At 65.4% G+C, this 22,660-nt stretch carries 20 protein-coding genes and 1 tRNA gene; 4 read left to right on the top strand and 17 right to left on the bottom strand.

Translation table 11 applies throughout. The features are described 5' to 3' along the window. Position 1: 1 nt before the first annotated feature. From IY145_RS11635 to IY145_RS11595, 9 genes are all read right to left on the bottom strand, one after another. Positions 2-403 (bottom strand): hypothetical protein, encoded by a 402-nt coding sequence (locus tag IY145_RS11635; RefSeq protein ID WP_196408364.1) that lies wholly within the window; start codon positions 401-403, stop codon positions 2-4. 217 nt (positions 404-620) lie between these two features. Then, entirely contained in the window at positions 621-1,826 is a 1,206-nt protein-coding gene (locus IY145_RS11630) for a lipopolysaccharide assembly protein LapB (RefSeq protein ID WP_196408363.1), read from the bottom strand. A gap of 348 nt (positions 1,827-2,174) precedes the next feature. Continuing rightward, positions 2,175-3,455 carry a sialidase family protein gene (locus IY145_RS11625; protein ID WP_246721980.1) on the bottom strand — a complete coding sequence of 427 codons (1,281 nt, stop codon included), beginning with the start codon at positions 3,453-3,455 and terminating at the stop codon, positions 2,175-2,177. 17 nt (positions 3,456-3,472) lie between these two features. Beyond that, entirely contained in the window at positions 3,473-3,856 is a 384-nt protein-coding gene (locus IY145_RS11620; RefSeq protein WP_246721978.1) for an energy transducer TonB, read from the bottom strand. A gap of 57 nt (positions 3,857-3,913) precedes the next feature. Continuing rightward, positions 3,914-4,450, bottom strand: coding sequence for an energy transducer TonB (locus tag IY145_RS11615; protein WP_196408362.1), 537 nt, complete (start codon positions 4,448-4,450; stop codon positions 3,914-3,916). A gap of 20 nt (positions 4,451-4,470) precedes the next feature. Continuing rightward, positions 4,471-5,187, bottom strand: a complete 717-nt coding sequence (locus tag IY145_RS11610; RefSeq protein ID WP_196408361.1) for a hypothetical protein — start codon at positions 5,185-5,187, stop codon at positions 4,471-4,473. After that, the gene (locus IY145_RS11605; protein WP_196408360.1) at positions 5,184-5,687 is read right to left on the bottom strand and encodes an ExbD/TolR family protein; all 504 of its coding nucleotides are present in this window, start codon (positions 5,685-5,687) and stop codon (positions 5,184-5,186) included. The genes IY145_RS11610 and IY145_RS11605 overlap by 4 nt, the downstream gene beginning before the upstream one ends. Further along, complete coding sequence (locus IY145_RS11600; protein WP_196408359.1) at positions 5,687-6,328, bottom strand: MotA/TolQ/ExbB proton channel family protein; 642 nt, start codon at positions 6,326-6,328, stop codon at positions 5,687-5,689. The genes IY145_RS11605 and IY145_RS11600 overlap by 1 nt, the downstream gene beginning before the upstream one ends. Before the next feature lie 178 nt (positions 6,329-6,506). Continuing rightward, entirely contained in the window at positions 6,507-6,923 is a 417-nt protein-coding gene (locus IY145_RS11595) for a DUF2946 family protein (protein WP_196408358.1), read from the bottom strand. Between the two features lie 109 nt (positions 6,924-7,032). On the opposite strand from IY145_RS11595, the gene IY145_RS11590 reads away from it, so the two are divergent. Further along, on the top strand, positions 7,033-7,416 hold the full coding sequence (locus IY145_RS11590) for a DUF2946 family protein (RefSeq protein WP_196408357.1): 384 nt from the start codon (positions 7,033-7,035) through the stop codon (positions 7,414-7,416). Positions 7,417-7,500: 84 nt separating this feature from the next. Beyond that, the gene (locus tag IY145_RS11585) at positions 7,501-10,014 is read left to right on the top strand and encodes a TonB-dependent receptor (RefSeq protein ID WP_196408356.1); all 2,514 of its coding nucleotides are present in this window, start codon (positions 7,501-7,503) and stop codon (positions 10,012-10,014) included. 72 nt (positions 10,015-10,086) lie between these two features. On the opposite strand, the gene gor is transcribed toward IY145_RS11585, so the two are convergent. The 5 genes from gor to IY145_RS11560 all read right to left on the bottom strand — a co-directional run bounded on the left by gor (position 10,087) and on the right by IY145_RS11560 (position 16,337). Continuing rightward, positions 10,087-11,454 carry a glutathione-disulfide reductase gene (gene gor / locus IY145_RS11580; RefSeq protein WP_196408355.1) on the bottom strand — a complete coding sequence of 456 codons (1,368 nt, stop codon included), beginning with the start codon at positions 11,452-11,454 and terminating at the stop codon, positions 10,087-10,089. A 77-nt stretch (positions 11,455-11,531) separates the two neighbouring features. After that, a complete protein-coding gene (locus IY145_RS11575; protein ID WP_196408354.1) occupies positions 11,532-12,089 on the bottom strand; it encodes a DUF2059 domain-containing protein in 558 nt (185 codons plus the stop codon). A 29-nt stretch (positions 12,090-12,118) separates the two neighbouring features. Next, positions 12,119-12,832: a ribose-5-phosphate isomerase RpiA gene (gene rpiA, locus IY145_RS11570; RefSeq protein ID WP_196408353.1), complete on the bottom strand. Its 714-nt coding sequence runs from the start codon at positions 12,830-12,832 to the stop codon at positions 12,119-12,121. Positions 12,833-13,038: 206 nt separating this feature from the next. Further along, positions 13,039-14,850, bottom strand: a complete 1,812-nt coding sequence (locus IY145_RS11565; protein ID WP_196408352.1) for an ABC-F family ATP-binding cassette domain-containing protein — start codon at positions 14,848-14,850, stop codon at positions 13,039-13,041. A gap of 95 nt (positions 14,851-14,945) precedes the next feature. Beyond that, the gene (locus tag IY145_RS11560) at positions 14,946-16,337 is read right to left on the bottom strand and encodes a M23 family metallopeptidase (RefSeq protein ID WP_196408351.1); all 1,392 of its coding nucleotides are present in this window, start codon (positions 16,335-16,337) and stop codon (positions 14,946-14,948) included. A gap of 241 nt (positions 16,338-16,578) precedes the next feature. Between IY145_RS11560 and IY145_RS11555 the strand changes: the two genes are divergently transcribed. Continuing rightward, a tRNA-Ser gene (locus IY145_RS11555) sits at positions 16,579-16,668 on the top strand. A gap of 686 nt (positions 16,669-17,354) precedes the next feature. Then, positions 17,355-19,349 carry a sigma 54-interacting transcriptional regulator gene (locus tag IY145_RS11550; protein WP_196408350.1) on the top strand — a complete coding sequence of 665 codons (1,995 nt, stop codon included), beginning with the start codon at positions 17,355-17,357 and terminating at the stop codon, positions 19,347-19,349. A 19-nt stretch (positions 19,350-19,368) separates the two neighbouring features. Here the strand turns inward: IY145_RS11550 and IY145_RS11545 are convergent, their stop codons facing one another. The 3 genes from IY145_RS11545 to sfnG all read right to left on the bottom strand — a co-directional run bounded on the left by IY145_RS11545 (position 19,369) and on the right by sfnG (position 22,626). Beyond that, positions 19,369-20,202, bottom strand: coding sequence for an OmpW family protein (locus IY145_RS11545; RefSeq protein ID WP_196408349.1), 834 nt, complete (start codon positions 20,200-20,202; stop codon positions 19,369-19,371). Positions 20,203-20,257: 55 nt separating this feature from the next. After that, positions 20,258-21,442 carry an acyl-CoA dehydrogenase family protein gene (locus IY145_RS11540; RefSeq protein WP_196408348.1) on the bottom strand — a complete coding sequence of 395 codons (1,185 nt, stop codon included), beginning with the start codon at positions 21,440-21,442 and terminating at the stop codon, positions 20,258-20,260. A 71-nt stretch (positions 21,443-21,513) separates the two neighbouring features. Then, complete coding sequence (sfnG, locus tag IY145_RS11535; protein ID WP_196408347.1) at positions 21,514-22,626, bottom strand: dimethylsulfone monooxygenase SfnG; 1,113 nt, start codon at positions 22,624-22,626, stop codon at positions 21,514-21,516. Between the last annotated feature and the right edge of the window lie 34 nt (positions 22,627-22,660).

The following is a 22,660-nucleotide window of genomic DNA, read 5'->3' as shown; positions in this document are numbered from 1 at the left end:
GTCAATTGCTCAAGGACTGGAGCAGGAGCAGCGCCGCATTGCGTTGCTGCTCGTCGTTATTATTGCTCGTACTCGAGACGCCCGCGCCGACCCCGACGCCTACGACGATCGCCGCAGCGCCGCCCACGACATAAGGCGTCGCGTCGAACGACTCGGCTTGGCCCACGGTCGCGGGATGCGAAGACACCCGCTTTGCGCAAACGACGCCATCCTGCTCGGCGATGGTCACCATCGTGCCCGCACCCGCCCGAAAGGCGACCGTCTCGCCGAGCGCGACGTTAGCGGAGCCATTGCGCACCAAAATGCGGTCGCCGGGAGACAATTGAGCGCCGTCTCGCAATTCCGAGAACGAACCGCCGCGTGACAAGAGCACGCCGCCCTTCACACTCGTCAAACGCGCCATGCCGACGCCGCAGATGTTTTGACGTTGACTCGACTCGGGACTTGGCGTCGAGCTCCCGGCCATTGCCATTCGAGTCGAGCAGAGAGCGAGAATGGCGATCGTCGTAAAAATTCTTTTCATTGAAACCCCCGAAAAAGGTGGTCGTCCATGCGGAGCATGTTCGTCGAAGATAACACGCGCATAGTCGCCGGTCCATTCGAACGCCTGCAATATCGGCTCACTTCACAACGCTTTCGATTGCGAGATTCACGTAGCGTGCGCTACCACTGACATCTGCGTCGAGAGCGACGCGCACTGGAATCTCCAGCTTGAGCCACTGCGCTTCGCAGCCGCTGTTCGGCACCGAAAACTCGATGCGAAATGCTCGCAACGGTATCGTGTTCTTCCATAGCTGCGTTGTCGCCAACGTCTCGGACGGCTTGGGCGCGCAATAAATCCGCCACCTAAGCCCGAGCTCGTTTTCCAGATCATCGGTCTCGCCGGCGCCGGAGAACGAATATCGACCGGGCGCGAGCATGAGCAAATGCGAGACATTCGCGAAAGCAACGCGCGCGCCATAGAATTCGACGCTCAGCGATTTGCGCTCTTCATCCTCCGCCACTGCGATCGACGCGCCGCTCACCGGCGTGAACATCCAATCGAACGGCAGATTCGACACCGGAAATTGAAATCGCCCATTGTAGAGCAAGCCCAATCGAGATAGTCGGTCCGGCGGCAAATGAACGAGCCACGCCGAATAGGCTTCGTCATAGAGACCATCGCGCAGGAGCCGCGCCAGATAGAGGCCCATCTCATCGGTCGACGGGCGCGCCGTCGACGCCTGCAAGCGACCAAAGAGCCGGATCAGCGCATTCGGATTCTGGAGTCTCTCCGCAAGCTGAGCGAGCAATGCGGCTCGCCACGGAGGAGCGGTCGCGAGCAATCGAAAGAACCGAACTTCGACCGCGTCCCCGGCTTCGAGCAGCGCTTGGACAGAGGGCGCCAGCCGCGGCGCCAAAGAGGGACGAGCGCGTAGCAGCATGTCGAGCTCGGGCAGCGCTTCGAACAATCTTCCCGTTTCGAGCGCGCGATCATAGAGCCATGCGTGGGCGACGAGATCGATCGGCAGATGGGCGGCGGCGACTCGCAGAATTTTGTCGGCGCGCGCCGCGTCGCCGAGCTGCGCGATCGCCTTTCCATAAAGGGACAAGGCTCCCGGAGCGAGCGGGTCGACAGCGAGCAGACGCGCCGCTGCGTCTTTCGCCAACCGCGAATGAGCGTCGCCGGTCTTCGCCAGCTCGTCTTGGGCGAGATTGGTGAACGCCGCAGGATCGACGGCATCCCAAGCGAGCGCGGCGCGCGGATCGTGCGGCGTCAGCAAAGCGGACGCCGCATGGCAAATGATCCGCCACGCCAGGAAGCAGATCACGAGGAAAAACGCCAACCGTCGCGGCTCAAGCGAGTCGACGCTCCAAGCGCTACTCCAAGCGCCGGCTGTTCGAAATCGGCCCAATTCTCGGTCCTCTCGGCGGCGCGTCACACATCGAGCATGCGCCGCGCGACCCGCGGAGCTCCCGCGGCGGATCGAGGGGCGAGTCCTCGGCCTTTACGTTCGATATAACGCGCCGAGCGTCGATCGATCTATCCGGCGCCGTGCGTACGTATGAGCGTGTGAGGATAGGTCGCCTCCGCAGAGCGACGCCGATCGCGAACGGCGTCGGCCTCACTGCCTATGTTCTGGCCGGTCGCGGCGTGCGAAAATCCGACTTCTGAGGCGGCGTCGGCGCGAGACTCACCGAGCTTTCTGCGCGAGTTCCGCCGTGGATTTGCGCGCGGGCGCCGCCGCGTGGCCGCGCTCCACCGGGATGAGCCGATATCCCTCCTCATGCGTCAGCCAGGAGAGATAGACGACGCCCTTGCTCTCGACGAGCAGCGGATGGTCCGAGGCCTCCGCCGTCTGCGCGAGCGGACGCGGCGCATCGAAGCTCGCGCCGCCGTCGCGGGACGTCTGGACGAGGATCGTGGTCGTCGTTCCGTCGAACTCCTTCCAAGCGCGATAGAGCTTGTCGCCCGCCACGAGCAGCTGCGGGCGCTGTGGGGCGCGCTCCGGATCACCGAGACGCGCGGGCTCGGAGAAGCTCTTTCCGCCGTCCTCGCTGCGCGCGTAGAACAGGCCCTGGCGCGTCTTGCCGCGCGTGAACCAGGCGACATGCCAACGCCCGGCGGCGTCGATCGCCATCGCCGGCCCCTGATGCGGGCAGCTCGTCGACCAATCGTCGAGGCTGACGCGCGAGCCGACCAGCGTCTTGCCGTCGGCGGAGAGCTTCGCCGCCATATGGTCGCGGCGATTATTCTCGAACACATGGCGCCAGATGAACACGGGCTGGCCGTCGCGGTCGAGCGCCGCGCCGATGCGGCAGCATTCGCAGGAATGGTCGAGCAATATGCTCTTGCCCGCAAAACTCTTGCCGCCATCGTCCGACCATGCGACGGCGATGCCGCTACCCTCGAAGCTCTCGCCGGCGGTCTTGGCTCTGGCGGCGTCGCGCTTGTCGAGCCAGGCGGCGAAGATGCGCCCCTTGGGGCCGACGATGAAGGTCTCGAAGCGCTGGCCCTTGTCGTCGACGAGCGGCTGCGGCGCGGAGAAGCTCTTGCCGCCATCCGTGGAGCGCGTGGCGTAGACCGTGCCGTCGTAGCTCTTCTCCGGCCGAGTGGTGTAGCTCACCACCAAAGTCCCATCGGCCAGAGCGACGATCTTGGGCCGCGCCTCGCCATTGTCGTCGAGCGTTCCCGGCGGCGTCGCTATGACGAAGGGCGGCGCGAAGCTCTTGCCATTGTCGCTGGACATCGCGCCATAGATCCTGCCAGCGACGGCGTAGGTCAGCCAGAGCCGCCCGTCGGCGCCGAAGGAGGGCGTCGCGCTGACTGCGCATTTGGGCAGCGGTTCGGAGCAGGCGGGCGGCGCCGCATGGCCCATCTGGCCCGCTCTCTCCTCGCGGTTGCTCTTCTCCTGGGCGAGTGCGCCGGAGGCGACGAAAAGGGCGAGGAGGGCGAGCGGCGGGCGGATCATCATGTCTACGATCCTTGCGATCAGTGGAAGTTGAACCTCTGCGAACCCTCGAAAGAGCCGCCGGGCGGCGGCGGGGTCTCGAGGCCCGTGAGAATCTTGCGGACGATCTCCGCATGTTTCGGGCTGCTCGACTGAGCGATCGTCACCTTGTCGACCTTGCCCGCGGCGTCGATGTGGAAATTGGCGGTCGCCGAGCCGGCGCCGGCCGGACTCGTCGTCGGCGTGCGCTTGGCGATCTCGCTATAGAGCAGTCCGAGGAATTTGCTCTGCGAGAGGCCGGAGGAGGCCGTCGTCGCCGGAGCGGGCGCCGCGGGCGCCGCCGGGACGCCGGCTTTGTCGGCCTCGGTCGCGAAAGCGCCGGCGGCCGGAAGAGCGAGGAGAAGAACGAGCGTTGCGCGTTTCATCTTGATGTCCACATGTCTCGTCGCGCGGCGGCGCGAGGGCCGCCGCGCGCATACGCCTCAGTGGAAGTTGAATTCCTGCACCGCGGAGAAGGAGCCGCCGGGCGGCGACACTGTGCGGACCGCGGCGAGAATCTGATTGACGACGGGCTCGAGCGCCGGATTCGAGGCGCTCTGCACCTTGTGCGACACCACGCGGCCGCCGGAGCCGACGGTGAAGGCGACATGAATCGAGCCGGTCTGCGCGTCCGACGCCTTCGGCGTGTGGCGCTTGATCTCCGCGGCGAGCAGCTTGACATAGGCCTGCTTCGAAATGGCGGGCTTCGCCTTCTCGGCCTGCTTCTTGTCCTTGTCCTTGTCCTTGTCCTTGTCCTTGTCCTTGTCCTTGTCCTTGTCCGCGTCCTTGGCCCCGGCGCTGATCGTCTTGGCCTTGGACTTGACGGGTTTGGCCGCGTGGGCCTGCTCCGTGGCGGCGGGAGTGGCAGGCGTTTCCGCCGCGGGAGCGGCGCCCGCGGTCGGCGCGGTCGCCTCGCTTTCCACCGCAAGGACCGCAGTGGAGACGAGCGCCGCGGCGAGGGCATAGGAGATCAGTCTCATAATTCGGCCTCTCGTTGCTTTTAGTGGTCGCTGAAATTGAAATGTTGCTGGAAGAAAAAGCCGCCTTCTGGCGGACGCGGAGCATGCACGGAGGCCATGATCTGCCGCGCCAACGCGGCATGAGCGGGGGATGAGCCGGTGGCGGAAACGCCGGTAATGCCGCCACTCGCGGTCACATAGAAAGTGACGTTCGCGGAGCCGCCGCCGACCGCCGATCTCGCCGGGGTACGTTCGCGAATCGCCTTCGCGAGAAGGGCTCTATAAACGCTCTGCGACATTCCTTCGCTCTGCGACTGCCCTTCCGGGGCGCCGATGCGGCGCTTGGCCTGCGCCTCGCGCTTTACGTCGTGCTCGACCTCGCGCTTTTTCTCGACGACTTTCTTCTTCTTTTCGACGATTTCCTTCTGCTGCGGCAGCGCCGGCGCCTCCGGCGCCATCACCTGCGGCGGCGGAATGGCGAGATCGGGCTGCTCGATCTCCTCGGGCGGCGGCGGCTCTTCATCCGCCGCGGCCATTTCCTGCGATTCGAAGAAATCGCCCTGAGGAACCAGCTCCATGCTGACGGCGTCGAGGCTGGCGATGTTCGGTATGGCCAGCTTCAGCAGCAGCCAGCCGACGACGGCATGAGCCGCGACGACGCCGGCGACGCTCGCCGGCCGCAGCCAGGCGGGCTTGACGGGCGGCGGGGCGTCCGACGACGCGCCGCTCGCGAAGGACGAGAGGGTCGCATCCGTCATTTCGCCACCCCTCCCGCGGGAGCCGCAGTCGCAGCCGCCGGAGCCGGGCTCGCCGCCGCGGGCGTCGCCGCGCCTTTCGCGCGCGAGTCGGTGAGTATGGCGATATGGGTGATGCCATTGGTCGCCAGCTTGTCCATCACGGCGATCACCTCGCCGTAATTGGCCTCCTTGTCGCCGCGCACATGGACGACGCGGCTCGTGTCGGAGCCCATCATCGCCTTGATCCCGTCGACGAGCGCTTCGGGCGACACTTCATCGGCGCCGAGCGCCACCTTGCCGTCCTTGGAGACGGCGACGACGATCGGCTCCTTGGGATTGAGCGGCTGCGCCGCCTTGGCCTGCGGGAGATTGACCTTCATGCCCTTGGCGAGCAGGGGCGCCGTCACCATGAAGATGATGAGCAGCACCAGCATGACGTCGACGAGCGGCGTCACATTTATGTCGGCGAGCGGCTGATAGAGGCTGTCGCCATTTTTGAAGCGCGTCGGAAGTCCGGCCATCACGCAGCCTCCCGCTTTCTGGTCGTGGACAGATGGCCGCTGGTGATGGCGAGCGCCTTGTCCTCGACATAATGGGCGACCTGCTGGCCGGCGCGCGAGAAAGCGGCGCCGATGCGATTATAGCCGACCGAGGCGGGAATGGCGGCCGCGAGGCCATAGGCGGTGGCGGCGAGAGCCTCGGCGATGCCCGGCGCGACGACCGCGAGGCTGGTGTCCTGCGATTGGGCGATGCCGGCGAAGCTCGTCATGATGCCCCATACGGTGCCGAACAGGCCGATGAAGGGCGCGACGGAGGAGATGACGGCGAGATTGGGCAGGCCGCCCTCCGCCTTGGTCATCAGCTCGCGGCCGACGCGGCTCATGATCTCGGCGACGCGCTCGCGCTTTTCGCCGATCGACTCGCCCGGCAGATCGAAGCCCGCGGCGTGCTCGCCGGCCGCCTCGATCGGCGCGAGCAGGCCCGCCGGCCCGCCGGAGCGCGCAGAGCGCGCCGATTTGCCGATACGCACGACGGCGACGACGCCCTCGACGATCAACACCCAGGTCCATACCGACGCCAACAGCAGGACGGCCATGACCACCTTGCCCACTGGGCCGGCGTTCAGGAACATGGTGACAGGAGAAATTGAGCCATAATCCATGGGACGCACTCGCGCTTGGGGTTCCCCGATCGCGCAGCGGCCGCCGCGGATCAGTTGATTGTTGTTGCTTATGATTTTGTTCGTCCAACGGCGTTGCCCCGCTCGCGAGGGAGGGGAGGAGCCGCCGAAACTCTGCTTCGCCGATCCCGCGCGCAATGGGCGCGAAATCCGTCTTTCGTCAGGAGAGAGTGCGGCCGACAGGCGGCGCTCGGGCGCCATTGACCGCCTGCGACAAGGCGAAAGGCGGCGGCGAGGCGGCAAAGACGCGATAGACGGCGGGCTGCGCTGCGATCTCGCGGCGCAGGGCGACGGAAATGCGGTCGGGAAGCACGGCCGGACCGGAATGCGCGGCGAGGCAGCAGGGGCAGTGCGCCCCTTTCTTCACTGGCCTGTCGGGCGTTCCGCCATTCGCGTCGGAGAGCGCGTCATGGCACACGCTGCGGGCGGCGACACGCTCGGCCGCGGGCCCATCGGCGGCCGCGCTCGAAAGCCGATGCGGCGCGCCGGAAACGAGGAGAGCGAAAACGAGCGCGCAAACGGCGGCGATCGCGCAGATCGCACGCATTTCTATGCGCTGTCCCCCCGTCTGTGACATAAATGTCTCTTAACGGATTTTTTAACTTCTGACAATCTGCGGGGTCTTGGATTTATTTGGAAGAGCGCGCTAATTCGCAGCTGGTTTATCGATAGAGTTAACGCGCGCGATGGCGGCGACGATCGCCAAGATCCTCTTTCTTCTCGCCCTGCTGGGCCAGGCGCTGACGGCGCCTGTCGGCGGCTGGAGAACGCATGCCTCGAGCGGCGATGGGGCGCGGCTCTGCCTCGTCGCGCATGCCGACGCGAGCGCTTCGTCCGGCGTCGGCAATCGTGCCGAGCAGGCCCCCAAGAGCGATCAATCTCACCGGCACGGCGCATGCGCCTTCTGCGAGCTCGGCGTGGGCGCGCCCCCGCTTCTCGCCTCGGCGGGATGGGTCGACGCTCTGGCGTTCCGCGCCGAGGACGCGAGCGTTCACACCGTCTTCGCCGGCGTTCCCTTCTCGCGCGACGACGACAACGCGCCGACGCGCGCCCCGCCCTCCTTCTCCTGACGCGACACCGCCGCGGCACCGACGCGCCGCAACTCGACGCGCGCCCTTCGGACAAAGAGGGCGTCAGGGGAAGGATATCGGACTATGCATCGTCATCATTTGCTGCGCGGCGTCTCCGCCGGCGCTCTCTTCGTCGTCTGCTCGGCGGCGATTCTCCCGGCCAGCGCTCAGGAGGCGCTCCCGACGATCGACGTCGCCGGGGAAGGACAACCCGCGCAATCGCGCCGGCCCGCGCCGGCCACGACCTCCGTCTGGTCGCCGACGCTCCCCGACGGCAAGCCGGCCTTCGTGGAGAAATTCAAGTTGCCGAACACCGTCTCCAGCGTCACCCGCAAGCAGATCGAGGAGACGGTCAACGTCATCGACACCGAAGACGTCGTCAAATATCTGCCGAGCCTGTTCGTGCGCAAACGCAATAGCGGCGACACCCAGGCGGTCTTGCAGACACGCACTTGGGGCGTGGCGTCGAGCGCCCGCAGCCTCGTCTATGCGGACGATCTCCTGCTCACCGCGCTCATCGGCAACGACAACAGCATCGGCGCGCCGCGCTGGGGCCTCGTCGCGCCGGAGGAGATCGAGCGCGTCGACATGCTCTACGGGCCGTTCTCGGCGCAATATCCGGGCAATTCGATGGGCGGCGTGCTGCAGATCACCACCCGCATGCCCGACAAGCTGGAAGTCACCGCCAAGCAGACCGTGTCGCTGCAGGACTTCTCGCTCTATGGAACGAGCAAGCTGTTCCATACCGAAGTGACGAGCGCGTCTGTCGGCGACAAGATCGGCGATTTCTCCTGGTTCGTCACCGGCAATTACGCCCATGGCACGACACAGCCGCTCACCTATGTGACGTCGAGCAGCCTCTACGGCTGGCCGGGCGCCTATTTCGGCAACACCAAATTCGGCGGGCCGGCGACCGTTCTCGGAGCCACCGGCAATCTCGAGAACGACATGGTCAACGCCAAGCTGAAGTTGGCGTACGATTTCACGCCGACGATCCGCGCGACCTATACGCTCGGCTTCTGGAGCAATGACGGAACCTCGATTCCGCAGCCCTATTTCTCGAGCGGCTCGCAGGCCTTCGGCTCGGCGAGCGGCGCGGGCGGCATCGGCTCCGCGGCGATGCAGAGCTTCGGCGGCGGCTATTACCGCGTCCAGGAGAAGATGCTCACCAATGCCCTGGCGGTGAAATCCAATACGGGCGGGCCCTTCGACTTCGAGGTCTCGGCGTCGCATTTCACCTATCTCCAGTCCGACCAGCGCTCGCCCTATACGGCGGCGCCGGTCGGCTATTCCTCGACCGGCAAGGATGTCCGCTACAACGGCACCTATTGGACGCTGCTCGACCTCAAGGGCATATTGCGGCCGGACGGCGTCCTCGCCGGGCACGACATCAGCTTCGGCCTGCACGGGGATCAGTTCCATCTGAACAATCCCACATGGCTCACCACCAATTGGACCAGCGGCATGGCGTCGTCCTATGGCGTCGCGGCCTCCATCGGCAATGGCACGACCCGCACCCAGGCCCTATGGGCGCAAGATTCGTGGAAGATCTCGAAGGAGTTCAAATTCACGGTCGGCGGCCGCTGGGAGCATTGGACGGCGACGGACGGCTATAATCAGTCGCTCGGCGGCATCACCGCCAATGGGTTCGGGTCGACGGCGACGGCGGCGAGCATGCTGCCGATCTACCAGCCCAATCTCTATCACACGCGCTTCTCGCCCAAGGGTTCGCTGCAATGGACGCCGGACGAGGATTGGACGGTCACCGGCTCGATCGGCCTCGCCAATCGCTTTCCGACCGCCAAGGAGCTCTATAATCTGACGACCATTCCGGGCGCGACCGGCACGGTGGTCAATCCCAATCCGAATCTGCGGCCGGAAGTGGCGCTCAGCAAGGAGCTCGCGGTCGAGCGCAAGATCGGCGCGGACGGCTCGGTGCGCGTCTCTCTGTTCGACGAAGAAGTGCGCGACGCGATCATCTCGCAGAGCACTTTCGTCACCGGGCAGAACTTCACCGCGTCACAGACGACCAATGTCGATCGCGTCCGCAACAGCGGCGTCGAGCTCGCGGCGCGCAAGGACAATGTCGTCGTCAAAGGCCTCGAGCTCATCGGCAGCGTGACCTATCTCAACGCCCGCGTCATCTCCGACAGCAAATGGGCGCCTTCGGGCGGCACGAACTACGATAATTGGGCGCTCTCGGTCGCCGGCAAGCGCGTGCCCAACGTGCCGGATTGGCGCGCCACCATGGAGGCGACCTATCGGCCCGACGATCATTGGGCCTTCACCGTCGCCGCCCGCTATCAGGGCCAGATGTGGACGACGCTCGCCAATAACGACATCGCTCATGGCGTCTATCAGAGCTTCGACCGCTTCTTCGTCGTCGACACCAAGATCCACTACAAGTGGAACAAGCATGTCAGCTTCGACTTCGGCATCGATAACATCGGCAACTACAAATATTTCCTGTTCCATCCCTTCCCGCAGCGCACTTTCGTGATCTCGGGCAAATATGAGTTCGGGCGCGACAAAGGCGAGCGCGGCGTCTTCTTCGAGGGAGACGAACCGCCGCTGTTCGACTTGGCCTTCGTGAAGTAAACGCGGGGAGGCGATCCGGGGCCTTCCCGGATCGCCTCTCGAAAGCGAGCCTCAAGGCTCGCATCTTTTCTCTTATTCCACGACGCGGCTCGGCGAGCGCATCGTCACCAGATCTTCCGCGAGCGTCGGATGCAGCGCCATTGTGGCGTCGAAATCGGCCTTGCGCGCGCCGAGCCGCAGCGAAATGGCGAGAAGCTGCGCCATCTCTCCCGCCTCCGGCCCCAGAATATGCACGCCGACGACGAGATCGCTGGCGGCCTCGACCAAAATCTTCATGAAGACTTTTTCGGCGCGCTTCGACAGCGTCGCGCGCATCGGCCGGAAGCTCGTCTCGAAGACATTGAGGCGTCCGTATTTCGCATGGGCCTCGGCCTCCGAGAGTCCCACGGTTCCGATCTCCGGCGTGGTGAACACCGCCGTCGGCACCATCTCATGATCGACGGCGATGTCCTTGCCGCCGAACACAGTATCGGCGAAGGCGTGGCCCTCGCGAATGGCGACCGGCGTCAGATTGATGCGATCCGTCACATCGCCGACGGCGTAGATGGACGGAACATTTGTGCGCGAATACTCATCGACGATGATGGCGCCGCTCTCCTTCATCGCGACGCCCGCCGCCTCGAGGCCGAGGCCCTGCGTCAGCGGCGCGCGGCCTGTCGCCAGCAGTGCGGCGTCTATGTCGAGACGCGCGCCATTCTGCAGCGTCGCGACGAGTCCGCCCGCGGTCTTCTCGAGCTTGGTCGGCAGAGCGCCGCGGTGAATCTCTATGCCCGCATTGACGAGGCCCTCGTCGAGCAGGCGGCGCAGATTCTCGTCGAAGCCGCGCAAGGGCAGATCGGCGCGCAGCGACAAATGCACCTTGGAGCCCAATCGCGCGAAGACGCTGGCGAATTCCACGGCGATATAGCCGCCGCCGACGACGAGCAGACTCTTCGGCAATTCCGGGAGGTCGAAAATCTCATTGGAGGAGATGGCGTGCTCGAGGCCGGGAATCTGTGGCCGCAGCACCGGCGCGCCGCCCGTGGCGATGAGTATGTAGCGCGTCGAGACGCGCTTGCCGCCGGCGAAGGACACCTCATTCGGCCCGGCGATCACGCCGCGCTCGCGAATGACCTCGACGCCGGCCTTCTCGAGATTTTGCGCATAGAGGCCGGAGAGGCGGGTGATCTCCGCCTCTTTGGCGGCGACCAGCGCCGTCCAGTCGAACGCGATCTCGCCGACGCGCCAGCCGAAGCCGGCGGCGTCCTCGAAATCATCGCGGAAGCGGCTCGCCATCACATAGAGCTTTTTCGGCACGCAGCCGCGGATCACGCAGGTGCCGCCAATGCGGAACTCCTCGCAGATCGCGACTTTCGCGCCATGGCCGGCGGCGATGCGCGCCGCCCGCACGCCGCCCGAGCCGGCGCCGATCACGACGAGATCATAATCATATTGCGTCATTCAGAACCCCGGAGTTTCCGACCCGGGGGCGAAGGCCCGCCCGGATCCCGCCAGAGTTCTCCCGCTCGAGGGGGCGGCTAGAGCTCGTGGCCCTTCTTGCGCATTTCTTCGCGCACGCGCGACATCATGTCGACGGAAATCTTCTGCGACCACGCCTGCATGGCGACGAACATGTCGCTCATCAGCACGGGCTGCATGCCGACATATTTGCGGCCCGAGGCGCTTTTGAAGAAAGCGGCGACGTCCTCGAGCTCCTTTTGCGAGAAACGCTGCGTGTAGAGCTGCGCGGCGCTGTCGATCATCTCGTCGACCTTTTTGTCGAACTCCGGCCGCACGGCGGCGAGCACGAGATTGAGGTCAGGAACCATCTCGGGCCGCGTGCGCGTCACCGAAAGGGCGATCTGCTCGAGATATTGCGGAATGATGAGCCGGAAAGACGAGGCGATGCCGGAATCGACGAGGACGGAGCGCGCCAGCGCCAGCTGCGCCGGCGAGGCGGCGGAGACCAAAGGCGGAACAGAGGCGATGGGCGGAGCCGCCGCGGCCGCCGGGGCGGCGCCGTGCCGCGGCTCGCCGGCCGAGGCGGCGGTCGCCAGAACGAGAGCGGCGAGACGGATCGTCGGACGAAAAAACACTTCGGGCTTTCTCCTCGTGAAAGGATTTTTCAGCGCGTCGTCCGGTCGAGCGTCTCGACGCCGTCGCGGCCCGCGACGACGACGGCCGTGGCCAGGCCGATGAATAATCCGTGCTCGACGACGCCGGGAATGGCGGAGAGACGGTCGGCCAGCGCGTCAGGATCGGAAATCGCGCCGAATGCGCAATCGAGGATCAAATGGCCGCCGTCGGTGACGAAAACATGGCCGTCCGGCTTCAGTCGCGGGCTGACCGTCCCGATAAGGCCGAGATTTTTCGCCGCGCGCTCCACATGCAGCCGCGTCGCTCTGGCGCCGAAGGGGTCGATCTCGACGGGCAGCGGGAAGGCGCCGAGCGTCGCGACCTTCTTCGATTCGTCGGTGATGACGATGAAACGCTCGGACGCCGCGGCGACGATTTTTTCGCGCAGCAGCGCGCCGCCGCCGCCTTTTATGAGGCGCAGATTCGCGTCGAACTCATCGGCGCCGTCAACGGTGAGGTCCAGTTCCGGCGCCTCCTCCAGCGTCGCCAGCGGGATGCCGAGCGCCTGCGCCTGCGCGCGCGTTCGCTCGGAGGTCGGCACGCAGAGCACGTCGAGTCCCGCCTTCACCTTTGCCCCGAGCAGATCGACGAAATGCGCGGCCGTCGAGCCCGTGCCGAGACCGAGCCGCATTCCCGGCTCGACGGCCTCGAGGGCCACGGCGGCGGCCTGTCGTTTCAGCTCATCGGCGGAGGGAGCGGGCATGGGCGACGTCCTCGGTCGGTCGAAAGGGGAAAGAGGCGGATAGTCGTTTCGCGGGCCGAAATCAACGGCGGGTCGGGAGCGCGTCCCTCCGCCTGAAGACTATCGCATTCGCGGCCGTCCTGGCCGGGCTTGTCTCGGCCAGGACGTCGTGGGTGAGTTGGAAGATATGTGAAGCTGCAAGCCGCTGAAGGGGAGGCTGAAGCGCCTCACCCGCCGATCTCCTCCCGCTTTATCTCCAACTCGAGCCAGCTCTCCTCCGCCGCGGCGAGTTCCGCCTCCACTTTCGCCAAAAGCTTGCCGGCCTCGGCGAATTTCGCCGGATCGCGCGCATAGAGACCGGGGTCGTCCAAGAACTTCTGCAGCTTCTCCCGCTTGCCGCGCAATTCGTCCATCTTCGCCGGCAGCGTCGTCAGCGCATGCTGCTCGGCGAAGCTGAGCCGCGGCTTGGCGGCGGCTTTCGGCCGCGGCGCGGCGGCTTTCGACTTCTCCTCGCGCGGCGCGGAGGCCGCGCCTCTCGCCTGCACGCCCTCCCCGCGTTGGGCCACCATGTCGGAATAGCCGCCGGCATATTCGATCCAGCGGCCCCCGCCATCCGACATCAGCACCGAGGTGGCGACGCGGTCGAGAAAATCGCGGTCATGGCTCACCACGATCAGCGTTCCGGGATAGTCGGCGAGCATTTCCTCGAGCAGATCGAGCGTCTCGAGATCGAGGTCGTTGGTCGGCTCGTCCAGCACCAGAAGATTGGAGGGCTGCGCCAGCGCGCGGGCGAGCAGCAGCCGTCCGCGCTCTCCGCCCGAGAGGCGGCCGATGGGCGTCCGCGCCTGCTCGGGGCCGAACAGGAAGTCCCTCATATAGCCGACGACATGCTTGCGCTGGCCGTTGAGCTCGACGAAATCGGAGCCGCCGCCGGTCAGCGCGTCCTTCAGCGTCGTCTGCGGATCGAGGCTGGCGCGGCTCTGGTCGAGCGTCGCCATCTCGACGGAAGCGCCCAGCCGCACATGACCGCCGTCGGGCGCCAGCGTCCCCGTCACCAGCTTGACCAGCGTCGTCTTGCCGGCGCCATTCGCGCCCACGATGCCGAGCCGATCGCCGCGCATCACCCGCGTCGAGAAATTGTCGACGATGACGCGCTCGCCGAAGGATTTGGAAATCCCCCGCGCTTCGACGACCAGCGCGCCGGAGGCCTGCGCCTCGGCGACATCGAGCTTGATGTCGCCCACCGGCCCGACGTGCCGGCGCCGCGTCGCGCGCATCTCATGGAGATCGGACAGTCGCTTCTGATTGCGCTTGCGCCGGCCGGTCACGCCATAGCGCACCCAATGCTCCTCGGCGACGATCTTGCGGTCGATCTTGTGCTGCTGCTTTTCCTCTTCCTCGAACTCGCGGTCGCGCCAGGCCTCGAAATCCTTGAAGCCGCGCGACAAATACCGCGTCCTCCCGCGGTCGAGCCACAGCGTCGCGCGCGTCAGATCCTGCAAAAAGCGGCGGTCGTGGCTGATGACGACGATCGCCGAGCGCAGCCCCGCGAGCCGCTCCTCGAGCCAGATGATCGCCGGCAGATCGAGATGGTTGGTGGGCTCGTCGAGCAGCAGCGCGTCCGGCTCTGGCGCGAGCGCGCGGGCGAGCGCCGCCCGCCTGCCCTCGCCGCCCGAGAGGCTGCGGGGATTTTCCTCCCCGGTGAGGCCGAGCTCGAGCAGCAGAGCCTTGGCGACATGCGGATCGTCGGTGGGGCCGAGGCCGGCGACGACATAGTCGAGCGTCGTCGCGAAGCCGGAGAGATCGGGCTCCTGCGGCAAATAGCGCAGGCTCGCGCCCGGCTGCAGGAAGCGCGTTCCCGAATCCGCCTCCACCTCGCCGGCGGCGATTCGCAGCAGCGTGGATTTACCCGACCCGTTGCGGCCGACGAGGCACAGGCGCTCGCCGGGCGAGACGGAGAGATCGGCCGATTCGAGCAGCGGTTTGCCGCCGAGCGTCAGGCCGACGTTCTGGAGCGTCAGAAGAGGAGGCGGGGCCATGGGGTCCGATGTGTGCGCGCCGGCGACACGGCCGGCTCGCGGTCTTTTATCGCACTCGCCCCGGAACGCCACCCCAGGCGGCGGTCATCGAGCGGTCATCGGCTCTCGGCGAGCGTCGAAGCGGCGCGCAGGAAGCGCGTGGGATCGACCGGCTCGCCGTCCACCCTCACCTCATAGTGGAGATGCGGGCCGGTGGAGCGGCCCGTCGAGCCGAGACGGCCGACCGTCTCGCCGGGAGCCACCTCCTGGCCGACGGCCACGGAAATGGCGGAGAGATGCGCGTAGCGCGTCGCGAGGCCGGAACCGTGGTCGATCTCCACCATCTGCCCATAGCCGCCGCTCGGTCCCGCCGAGACGACGACGCCGCCCGCGGTGGCGCGCACGGGCGAGCCGTAATCGTCGCGCAGATCGACGCCCGTGTGCAGCGCTGGACGGCCGAAGAAAGGATCGGTGCGATAGCCGAAATTGGAGGTCGTCTCCGGCGCGCCGGCCAGCGGCTTGCGCAAGGGCACGCTCGGCAGCGCGCTGCGCAGGCCTTCGAGCGTCGTGGCGGCGCTCTGCGCGGCGGTGAGCTCGCGCTCGAAGAGGAGGTCGCCGCTCAGACGATCGGCCGGCACGAAGGGCCCGCCGGCGAAAGCCTCGGCGCGGGCGCGACCTTTGGTGAGGAAACGCTCGACCGGCAGCCCGGCGACGTCGAAGGCGCGTCGCAGCCGCCCCGCAGCCGCCCGAATCGGCTCGACCAGCCGGCCGAGGCGCTGGGTCTGCTCCCGCTCGGCGTGATCGAGCGAAGCTTCCAAATGCTCAAGTCGCGATTGCAGCGGCAGATTCGCCGCCGCCGCGAGCCGGGACGATTCGTTCGGCGTCTCGAGGCCGGCGGAGGCTCCGCCCCGCTCGGCGGGCCGCGGCGGGGCGTCGTCGTCGCGTCTCAGCCTCAGCTCCAGCCCCTCGGGCTGCGGCTTGTCGAAGCCGGCGAAAGGCTCCGGCCGCTCGTCGTGCGCGGGCGCATAGGCGCTCGCGCCGGCCGGCAATCCGGCGGTCGTGGCCGGCGGGCGGCGCTGCCCGGAGACGGGGACCGGCCCTGCGTCCCTGACGGAGACGCCTTCGACGAGCCGCGCGACCAGCGCCGCGCGCGTCTCGAGCTTGGCCTGACGCGTGACGAGCGTCTGCACTTTGCTCTCGACATCGCCCTGGTCGAGGAATTGCCGGCTCGTCGCCTGATCGAGCCGCAGCCGCAGCGCGGCGAGACGATCCTCATAGGTGTAGTGCATCTGCGTCTGCCGATCGACGAGCTCGGCGAGCATATCGTCGCGAAAGGCGAGATAGGCCGCGGCGCAGGGGGCGAGGAGCCCGGCCGCGATGGCGACGACGCCCGCGACGACGAGCGTCGGCGTGGAGAGCTCCATGCGCCGCCGACCGGAGCCGAGCGAGAATTCGATGACGAAGGGCTGCCGCTTTTGTCGCGGTCTCGGTTTGTTGGTTCTCGGCATGCGAATGTTCCAGAGGCCCGCCTCGGCGCGAGAGGCCGCGATCGCGCCGAGGGGAGGCCGGCTGCGCTCTGTTAGACATTATTAAGGTTAACGATCGGCAAATCCGGACTGGGCCCCCCTGGGCGAGGCGAGGCGAGGCGAGGCGAGGCGAAAGATGGGCGTCGCCAAGCCTTGATCGCCGAGGCGAACGCGTGCTATTGGGCCCAACGCCGCAGCGAGGCTCGACCTCGCTTGCCGTCCTGGAGAGGTGGCTGAGTGGTTGAAAGCACCGCACTCGAAATGCGGCATACGGGCAACCGTATCGGGGGTTCAAATCCCTCCCTCTCCGCCAATCTCTGACAGTGACCTCGATTTAACAGAGAGTTGGTTAGAATTCAGGGCCTTGCCGCTGTCGCCTTCTATACAGCGGCGCTAAACAATGTCCTTACGGATGACATCCTCGCCGGAAGCATCCCGACTCGGGAATTTTCTATTTCCGCATGCGCGCGCCGAATCGGCTGCGCCCCTATGCGGCATTCTCTTCCGCAGCCTCGGAACGAGGGAGTTACAGGAGGCCAAGCGGCTCTTCGTCGCCGAGATCGCCGAAGATTGGGACGTCTTCGCAAAATGCGCGGAAAGCTGACGGCCCCAGTTGGCTCCGTCGTCGGCTTCCCGACAGCCAACCGACGACGGCGCGTCTAGCCGAAGGTGTCTTCTGCCGCGATCGTCTCCCAGTCGTGATCGCAATAGCCGTTACGCTGGGCCAGTCGATCGGGCCCCGACGGTTGCGCGTTCTACACGCCTTGTGCATTTGCCGAGCGATAGTCGGCTCCAAAAGCCCCGCCGAAAAGATTCTCCGTCTGCGAACACTGCTCTCGCCGCGCTATCGCGTGACCGACGCAAAATCGCCTCCGGCGATCTCGCGCCAACAGTTGTTGACATTATATATATATCTAGTCAACATATTGGCCATGAAACCCCGATAGCCTTCGTCGTCCCGAGCACGGCGCAGACGTATGACGCATCGAGGAACCCAGCATGTTCAGTCCCTCCTCCTTCTCGGTCGTCGTCACCGACAAGAAAAGGACCGGGATCGAGACCGTCTCCGGAGTGACGCCCGGAGCGACGAGTCGGGCTTCGGCGATGGTGTTCGAGGATCCCGTCTCCTTGAGGCTCAAAGCCGATCTGCATCGAATCGCTCCGAGCGACGCGACCGTCTTGATCATAGGCGAGACGGGCACCGGAAAGGAGCTCGTCGCCCGCTATATTCACGCCAATAGCGCGCGCAAGGACGGCCCCTTCCTCGCGGTCAATTGCGGCGCGTTCAGCGAGACGCTCGTCGAGGCGGAGCTGTTCGGCCATGAGAAGGGCGCCTTCACCGGCGCCGCGCGAAGCGAGACCGGCTGGTTCGAGGCAGCCCACGGGGGGACACTGCTGCTCGACGAGATCGGCGACCTTCCGGCCGCCATGCAGGTGAAGCTGTTGCGCGTCTTGCAGGAGCGCGAGATCGTGCGCGTCGGCTCGCGCAAGGCGCGGCCGATCGACGTGAGGCTGATCGCCGCCACCAATGTGAATCTCGAGGCCGCAGTGGCCGCCAAGAGCTTCCGCAAGGACCTCTTCTATCGCCTCAACATAGCGACCGTGAATCTCGCGCCGCTGCGCGCGCGACGCGGCGACATCGAGCCGCTCGCCAATTATTTCCTCCGCCTCTATGGCGCAAAGCTCGGCCGGCCGATGCCTGTGCTCGCGCCCGAAGCCATCGCCAAGCTGACGAGCTATCATTGGCCCGGCAATATTCGCGAGCTCGAAAACGTTCTGCATAATGCGCTGCTGCTGACGCGAGAGGAAATCGTCGCCGAGGTGCCTATCGTCGAGGCTTTCGATGCGCCTCTCACGGAAGAGAACGTCGATTTCGAGACACGTCTGCGCAGCCTGCTCGACACGGCCATCACGCAAGGTGAGAAAAACCTCTTCGACCGCGTGATGCGCTCTCTTGTCTCGGTCGCGCTCGATTTCGAGCGCGGCAATCAGGTGCGCACGGCGGAACGGCTCGGCGTGAGCCGCAATGAATTGCGCACGCGCCTCGGCCATATGGGCGTCATCGCTCCGCGTAAGAAGAGCCCCGCGGAGAACGACGAGAAGGAGAAGCGGCCGCCCGCACGCAGCGCGCCCAATGTCGTTCGGCTCGGATTTCAGAAATTCGGCACACTTGCGGCCTTGCAGGCGATAGGCTCGCTCGATGAACGTCTTCGGCCATTCGGTTATCGCGCCGAATGGCGGGAGTTCAGCGCCGGCCCCGCCGTTCTCGACGCGATCGGCCGCGGCGAAATCGACCTAGGCGTCACCGGCGAGGCTGCGACGGTTTTCGCTCTCGCCATGGGCGTTCCCTTCTTCTACGTCGGCTATGAATCGCCCGCGCCGACAGATGTCGCCCTCGTCGTCGCCGATCCCCGGCTTCGCTCGATCGACGATCTGAAAGGCAAACGCGTCGCTTTCAGCCGATGGTCGAACGCCGATCATTTTCTGACGACCGCGCTCAATATCCGGGGGCTGTCGCGCGGCGACATAGAACCCGTCTATGTCCCTCCGACGCTCGATTTGCTGGAGGATTTGTGCGACGGGACAATCGACGCATGGGCGATTTGGGAGCCGCTCTTGAGCGCTGCACGCATGGGAAGCAAAGCGCATGTGCTTCTCGATGGCGCAGGTTTCGTCGAGAACCATCAGTTCTATGTGGCGCGCCGACACTTCGCCTGCGGCCAGCCGCAGATCGTCGACGCGATCCTCGCGGAAATTCGCATGCTCGGCGGGACGCCGCGCGAGCGCGCCGAAGCGGAACTCGGCGCCGTCGCGCGATGCCTGCATCTCGATCGACAGGTGGCGCGGCATTATCTCCACCGACTCGATTTCGAGCCCAAGCCGCTCGATCGCGACGTCATCGGCAAGCAGCAATCGATCGCGGACGGCTATTTCGCCGCGGGCCAATTGCCCGCGCGAGTCTCGATCGAAGGCGCGGTTTGGCGAGGCGCCTGACGGCGCCTCTCGCCTCGCGTCAGTATTTGGCAAGGATCGGCTGCGCCGACGCCCCGCCGAAGCGCAGAGTGACGCCGACGCTCGCAAGCCAAGGATCGATGTTCGACTTCACCCTGACATAGATGTTCTGATTGAGCGCGGAATTATAGATCGTCGCATAAGCAGTCGGCTCTGCCACGATGCGCTTCAAATCGACATTCACGCCGATATTGGGCGTGATCATGTAGTCGAAACCGATTTGTCCCGCGACGCCGATCGAGGTTCCGATCTGAAGCGCGCGCACCGAATCGAAACCGGTGAGGCCAAGATTTGTGACGAGAGGCGTCCAGCTGTTGCCGGGGCTATAGCCATAGGGAACCGCCCAAGTGACGCCAACTCCGACATAGGGTTGGAAGGCGCCGAATTGCGTGAAATGATATTGGGCGAGCAATGATACGGGCAGAAGATTCGTCGCGCCGACCGGAATGCCGGCGAGCGAGCCCGTCGCCGTCAAAGTATGCCGCGTATAGCCGGCGATCGTCTCGACAGCGAAATGCTCGTCGAAATAATAGCTGAGATCGATCTCGGGAATGATCGAAGTGGAGGTGTGAACGCCCGCGCCGAAAATCTGGCCGCCGGGAACGCCGGCGGCTATTCCCGTGATGGCCGGAACGGTGCCGAAGCGATCGAAAACCGAAAAACCGCCGTCGGGAACGATCGCCGTCGCACGCAGTCTGATTTGGAAAGGCTGATAATCGACGGATGAGATCGTCGCCGGCTGCGGCGGCGCTCGTGATGGCAGATCGGCGGCGAAAGCGGCGTTCGCGCAGACGAGCGCGCTCGCCGCGCCGATGAGACGGTGCGGGAGTTTCATCTTCTTTCCTCGAAATACAGGGAAAATACGGGACGAAAGGCGAAGGCGCCTCTCGCTATTCGCCGCCTTCGTAGAACAGCTCGAGCGGCAGACCGACCGCCGTCTTGCCGATCCAATCGCGCGCGATGATGTTCGACGGCCCCATGCCGATGCCGGCGCGGGCGTCGCGGAAATAACGCTCGATCGCGCCTTTCTTATAGCCGTAGCCGCCCGTGACGGTGAGCGCGGCCGCGGCCGAGAGATTGGCGGTCTCGGAGGCGTGAACCTTGAATTCGGTGAGCGCGATCAACAGCTCCGCTTGCGGCTTGCCCTCGAACCACAGCGCGTCGAGTCCCGCCGCGAGCTCGCGCCGCCAGGGTCCGAGCGATTCGATCAGCACTTTCGGCTTGGCGAGCTCCTGACGGATCGCCTGATAGTCGGCGAGACGCTTGCTCGTGTCTTTGTGAATCGAGTTCTTGATATGACCCACGGCGGCGTCGTGAGCGCCGCGGGCGACGCCTTCCCACACGGCGCCGAGGCCGATCAGATAGACCGGCGAGACGCCGTTGTAGATGATTTCCTTGCCTTGATTCTCCTCGCCGAGACGATTGCTCCGCGCGACCTTCACGCCCTCGTAGCGGATGGGACCGGAATGATTTCCGCGCACGCCGAGCGCGTTCCAAGGCCCGGGCGTGATGCCCGGCGATTTGCCGTCCACGATGAAGAAGGAAATGTCCGATTGGTCGCGCGCGTCCGGCGTGCGCGTCTGGGTGATGTAGTAATCCGCCTTGCCGGAGGAGGTCGTGAAGGACTTTTCGGCATTGACGATATAATCATCGCCGTCGCGCGACGCCTGCGAGAAATTGTACCACCAATGACCGCCGGAGGCGCGCTCGCTGGTCGAATAGGTGCCGAGAAGATATTTGCCGTCGTGCGGCTTCAGCCAGCGCAGCTTTTGATCAGGCGTGCCGTAGAGATTGATCGTCTGCGCGGCGCCGACATGCATCACATAGACGAGGCCCGTCGAGGCGTCCTTCTGTCCGATGCGATAGGCGGCTTCCGCGAAAGCCGTATGATCGAGTCCGAGCCCTCCATATTCCGGCGAGACCAGCGCGCGCGTCCATCCGGCTTCGGCGAGCGCATGGAGATTTTCGACGGGGAACAGCGACTGCTCGTCGTTGCGTTCCGCATTGGCGACGATCACGGTCTCGATGACGCGATCGAGCCGCTCGAACGCCTCTGCTCTGTTGACTTCCGACATTTCGTGCCTCGTTTATTCTACAATTCCGGATCGGAGCGCAATTCCGATCGATGAGTCTCGTTTCGCGCGGCTCACGCCGCCGCGCGGGCTTCCTCGGCTTCGAGCGCGCGCACGAGCGGAATGACGCGCTCGCCGAAAAACTCGACCTCCTCCTGGAAATGCAGGAAGCCGAGCAGAACGAGATCGACGCCGACCGCTTTGAGCTCCAAGATTCGACGGGCGACCTCTTCCGGGGCGCCGATGAGATTGGTTTTAAAGCCATCGTTATATTGAACGAGATCCTCGAAGCTCGATTTCGCCCAATTACCTTCGCGCTCCGGAGACGCCGCGCCGGCGTTCTGAACCTCGTGATGAAATGCGCGAACCGCGTCCGGATCGGCATTCGCCAAAATGTCGTTCAGTGCGGCGCGCGCTTCATCGGCCGTATCGCGCACGATCGCGAAGGCGTTGACGCCGATCTTCACCTGATGACCGCTCTGCGCAGCCTTGGCGCGAATGTCGTCGACCTGCTTGCGAACGCCTTCCACCGTGTTTCCATTGGTGAAATACCAGTCCGACACGCGCGCCGCCATGTCGCGCGCCGCGCGCGAGCTGCCGCCCTGGAATATCTCGGGCAGCCTGACGGGTTTGGGTTTGAGCGTGTAGTCGCGGAACCGATAGAAGTCTCCCGCGAAATTGAAATTGTCTTGCGACCACACGCCGCGCAGAACACGGATGAACTCCTCCGAGCGGCGATAGCGTTCGTCGTGATCGAGCCAATGTTCGCCGATCGCCTGGAACTCGCCGCGGAACCATCCAGAGACGATGTTCACCGCGAGCCGCCCGCCCGTATACCAGCTGATCGACGCGACCTGCTTGGCGACGACGGCCGGATGCCATGGGCCGGGAAGGATCGCCGCGATCACATTGAGCTTCTCGGTCGCCGCGAGCAACGCATGGGAAAAGCTCACCGACTCGTGCTGATATTCGGCGCCATAGCCGGCGGTGAAGCGGATCTGCGTCAAGGCATATTCGAAGCCCGACGCTTCGGCGATCTGCGCGAGCTTGCGATTATAGTCGATATCCCAGCTCGTGCGCTGCTCGACCTTGCTGATGACGAGCCCGCCCGAGACGTTCGGAACCCAATAGGCGAATTTGATCGCCTCTGATTTTTGACGCGCCGAAGGCGAAGAAGCGCCGCTCATCCTTGTCTCCCTGGTGGCCCGCGCGCAGTCCCCG

Origin of the sequence: Methylosinus sp. H3A (assembly GCF_015709455.1) — a bacterium.
Taxonomy (GTDB): domain Bacteria; phylum Pseudomonadota; class Alphaproteobacteria; order Rhizobiales; family Beijerinckiaceae; genus Methylosinus.
Note: the sequence above shows the minus strand (reverse complement) of the source record. Positions and strands in the feature narration are given on the sequence as shown.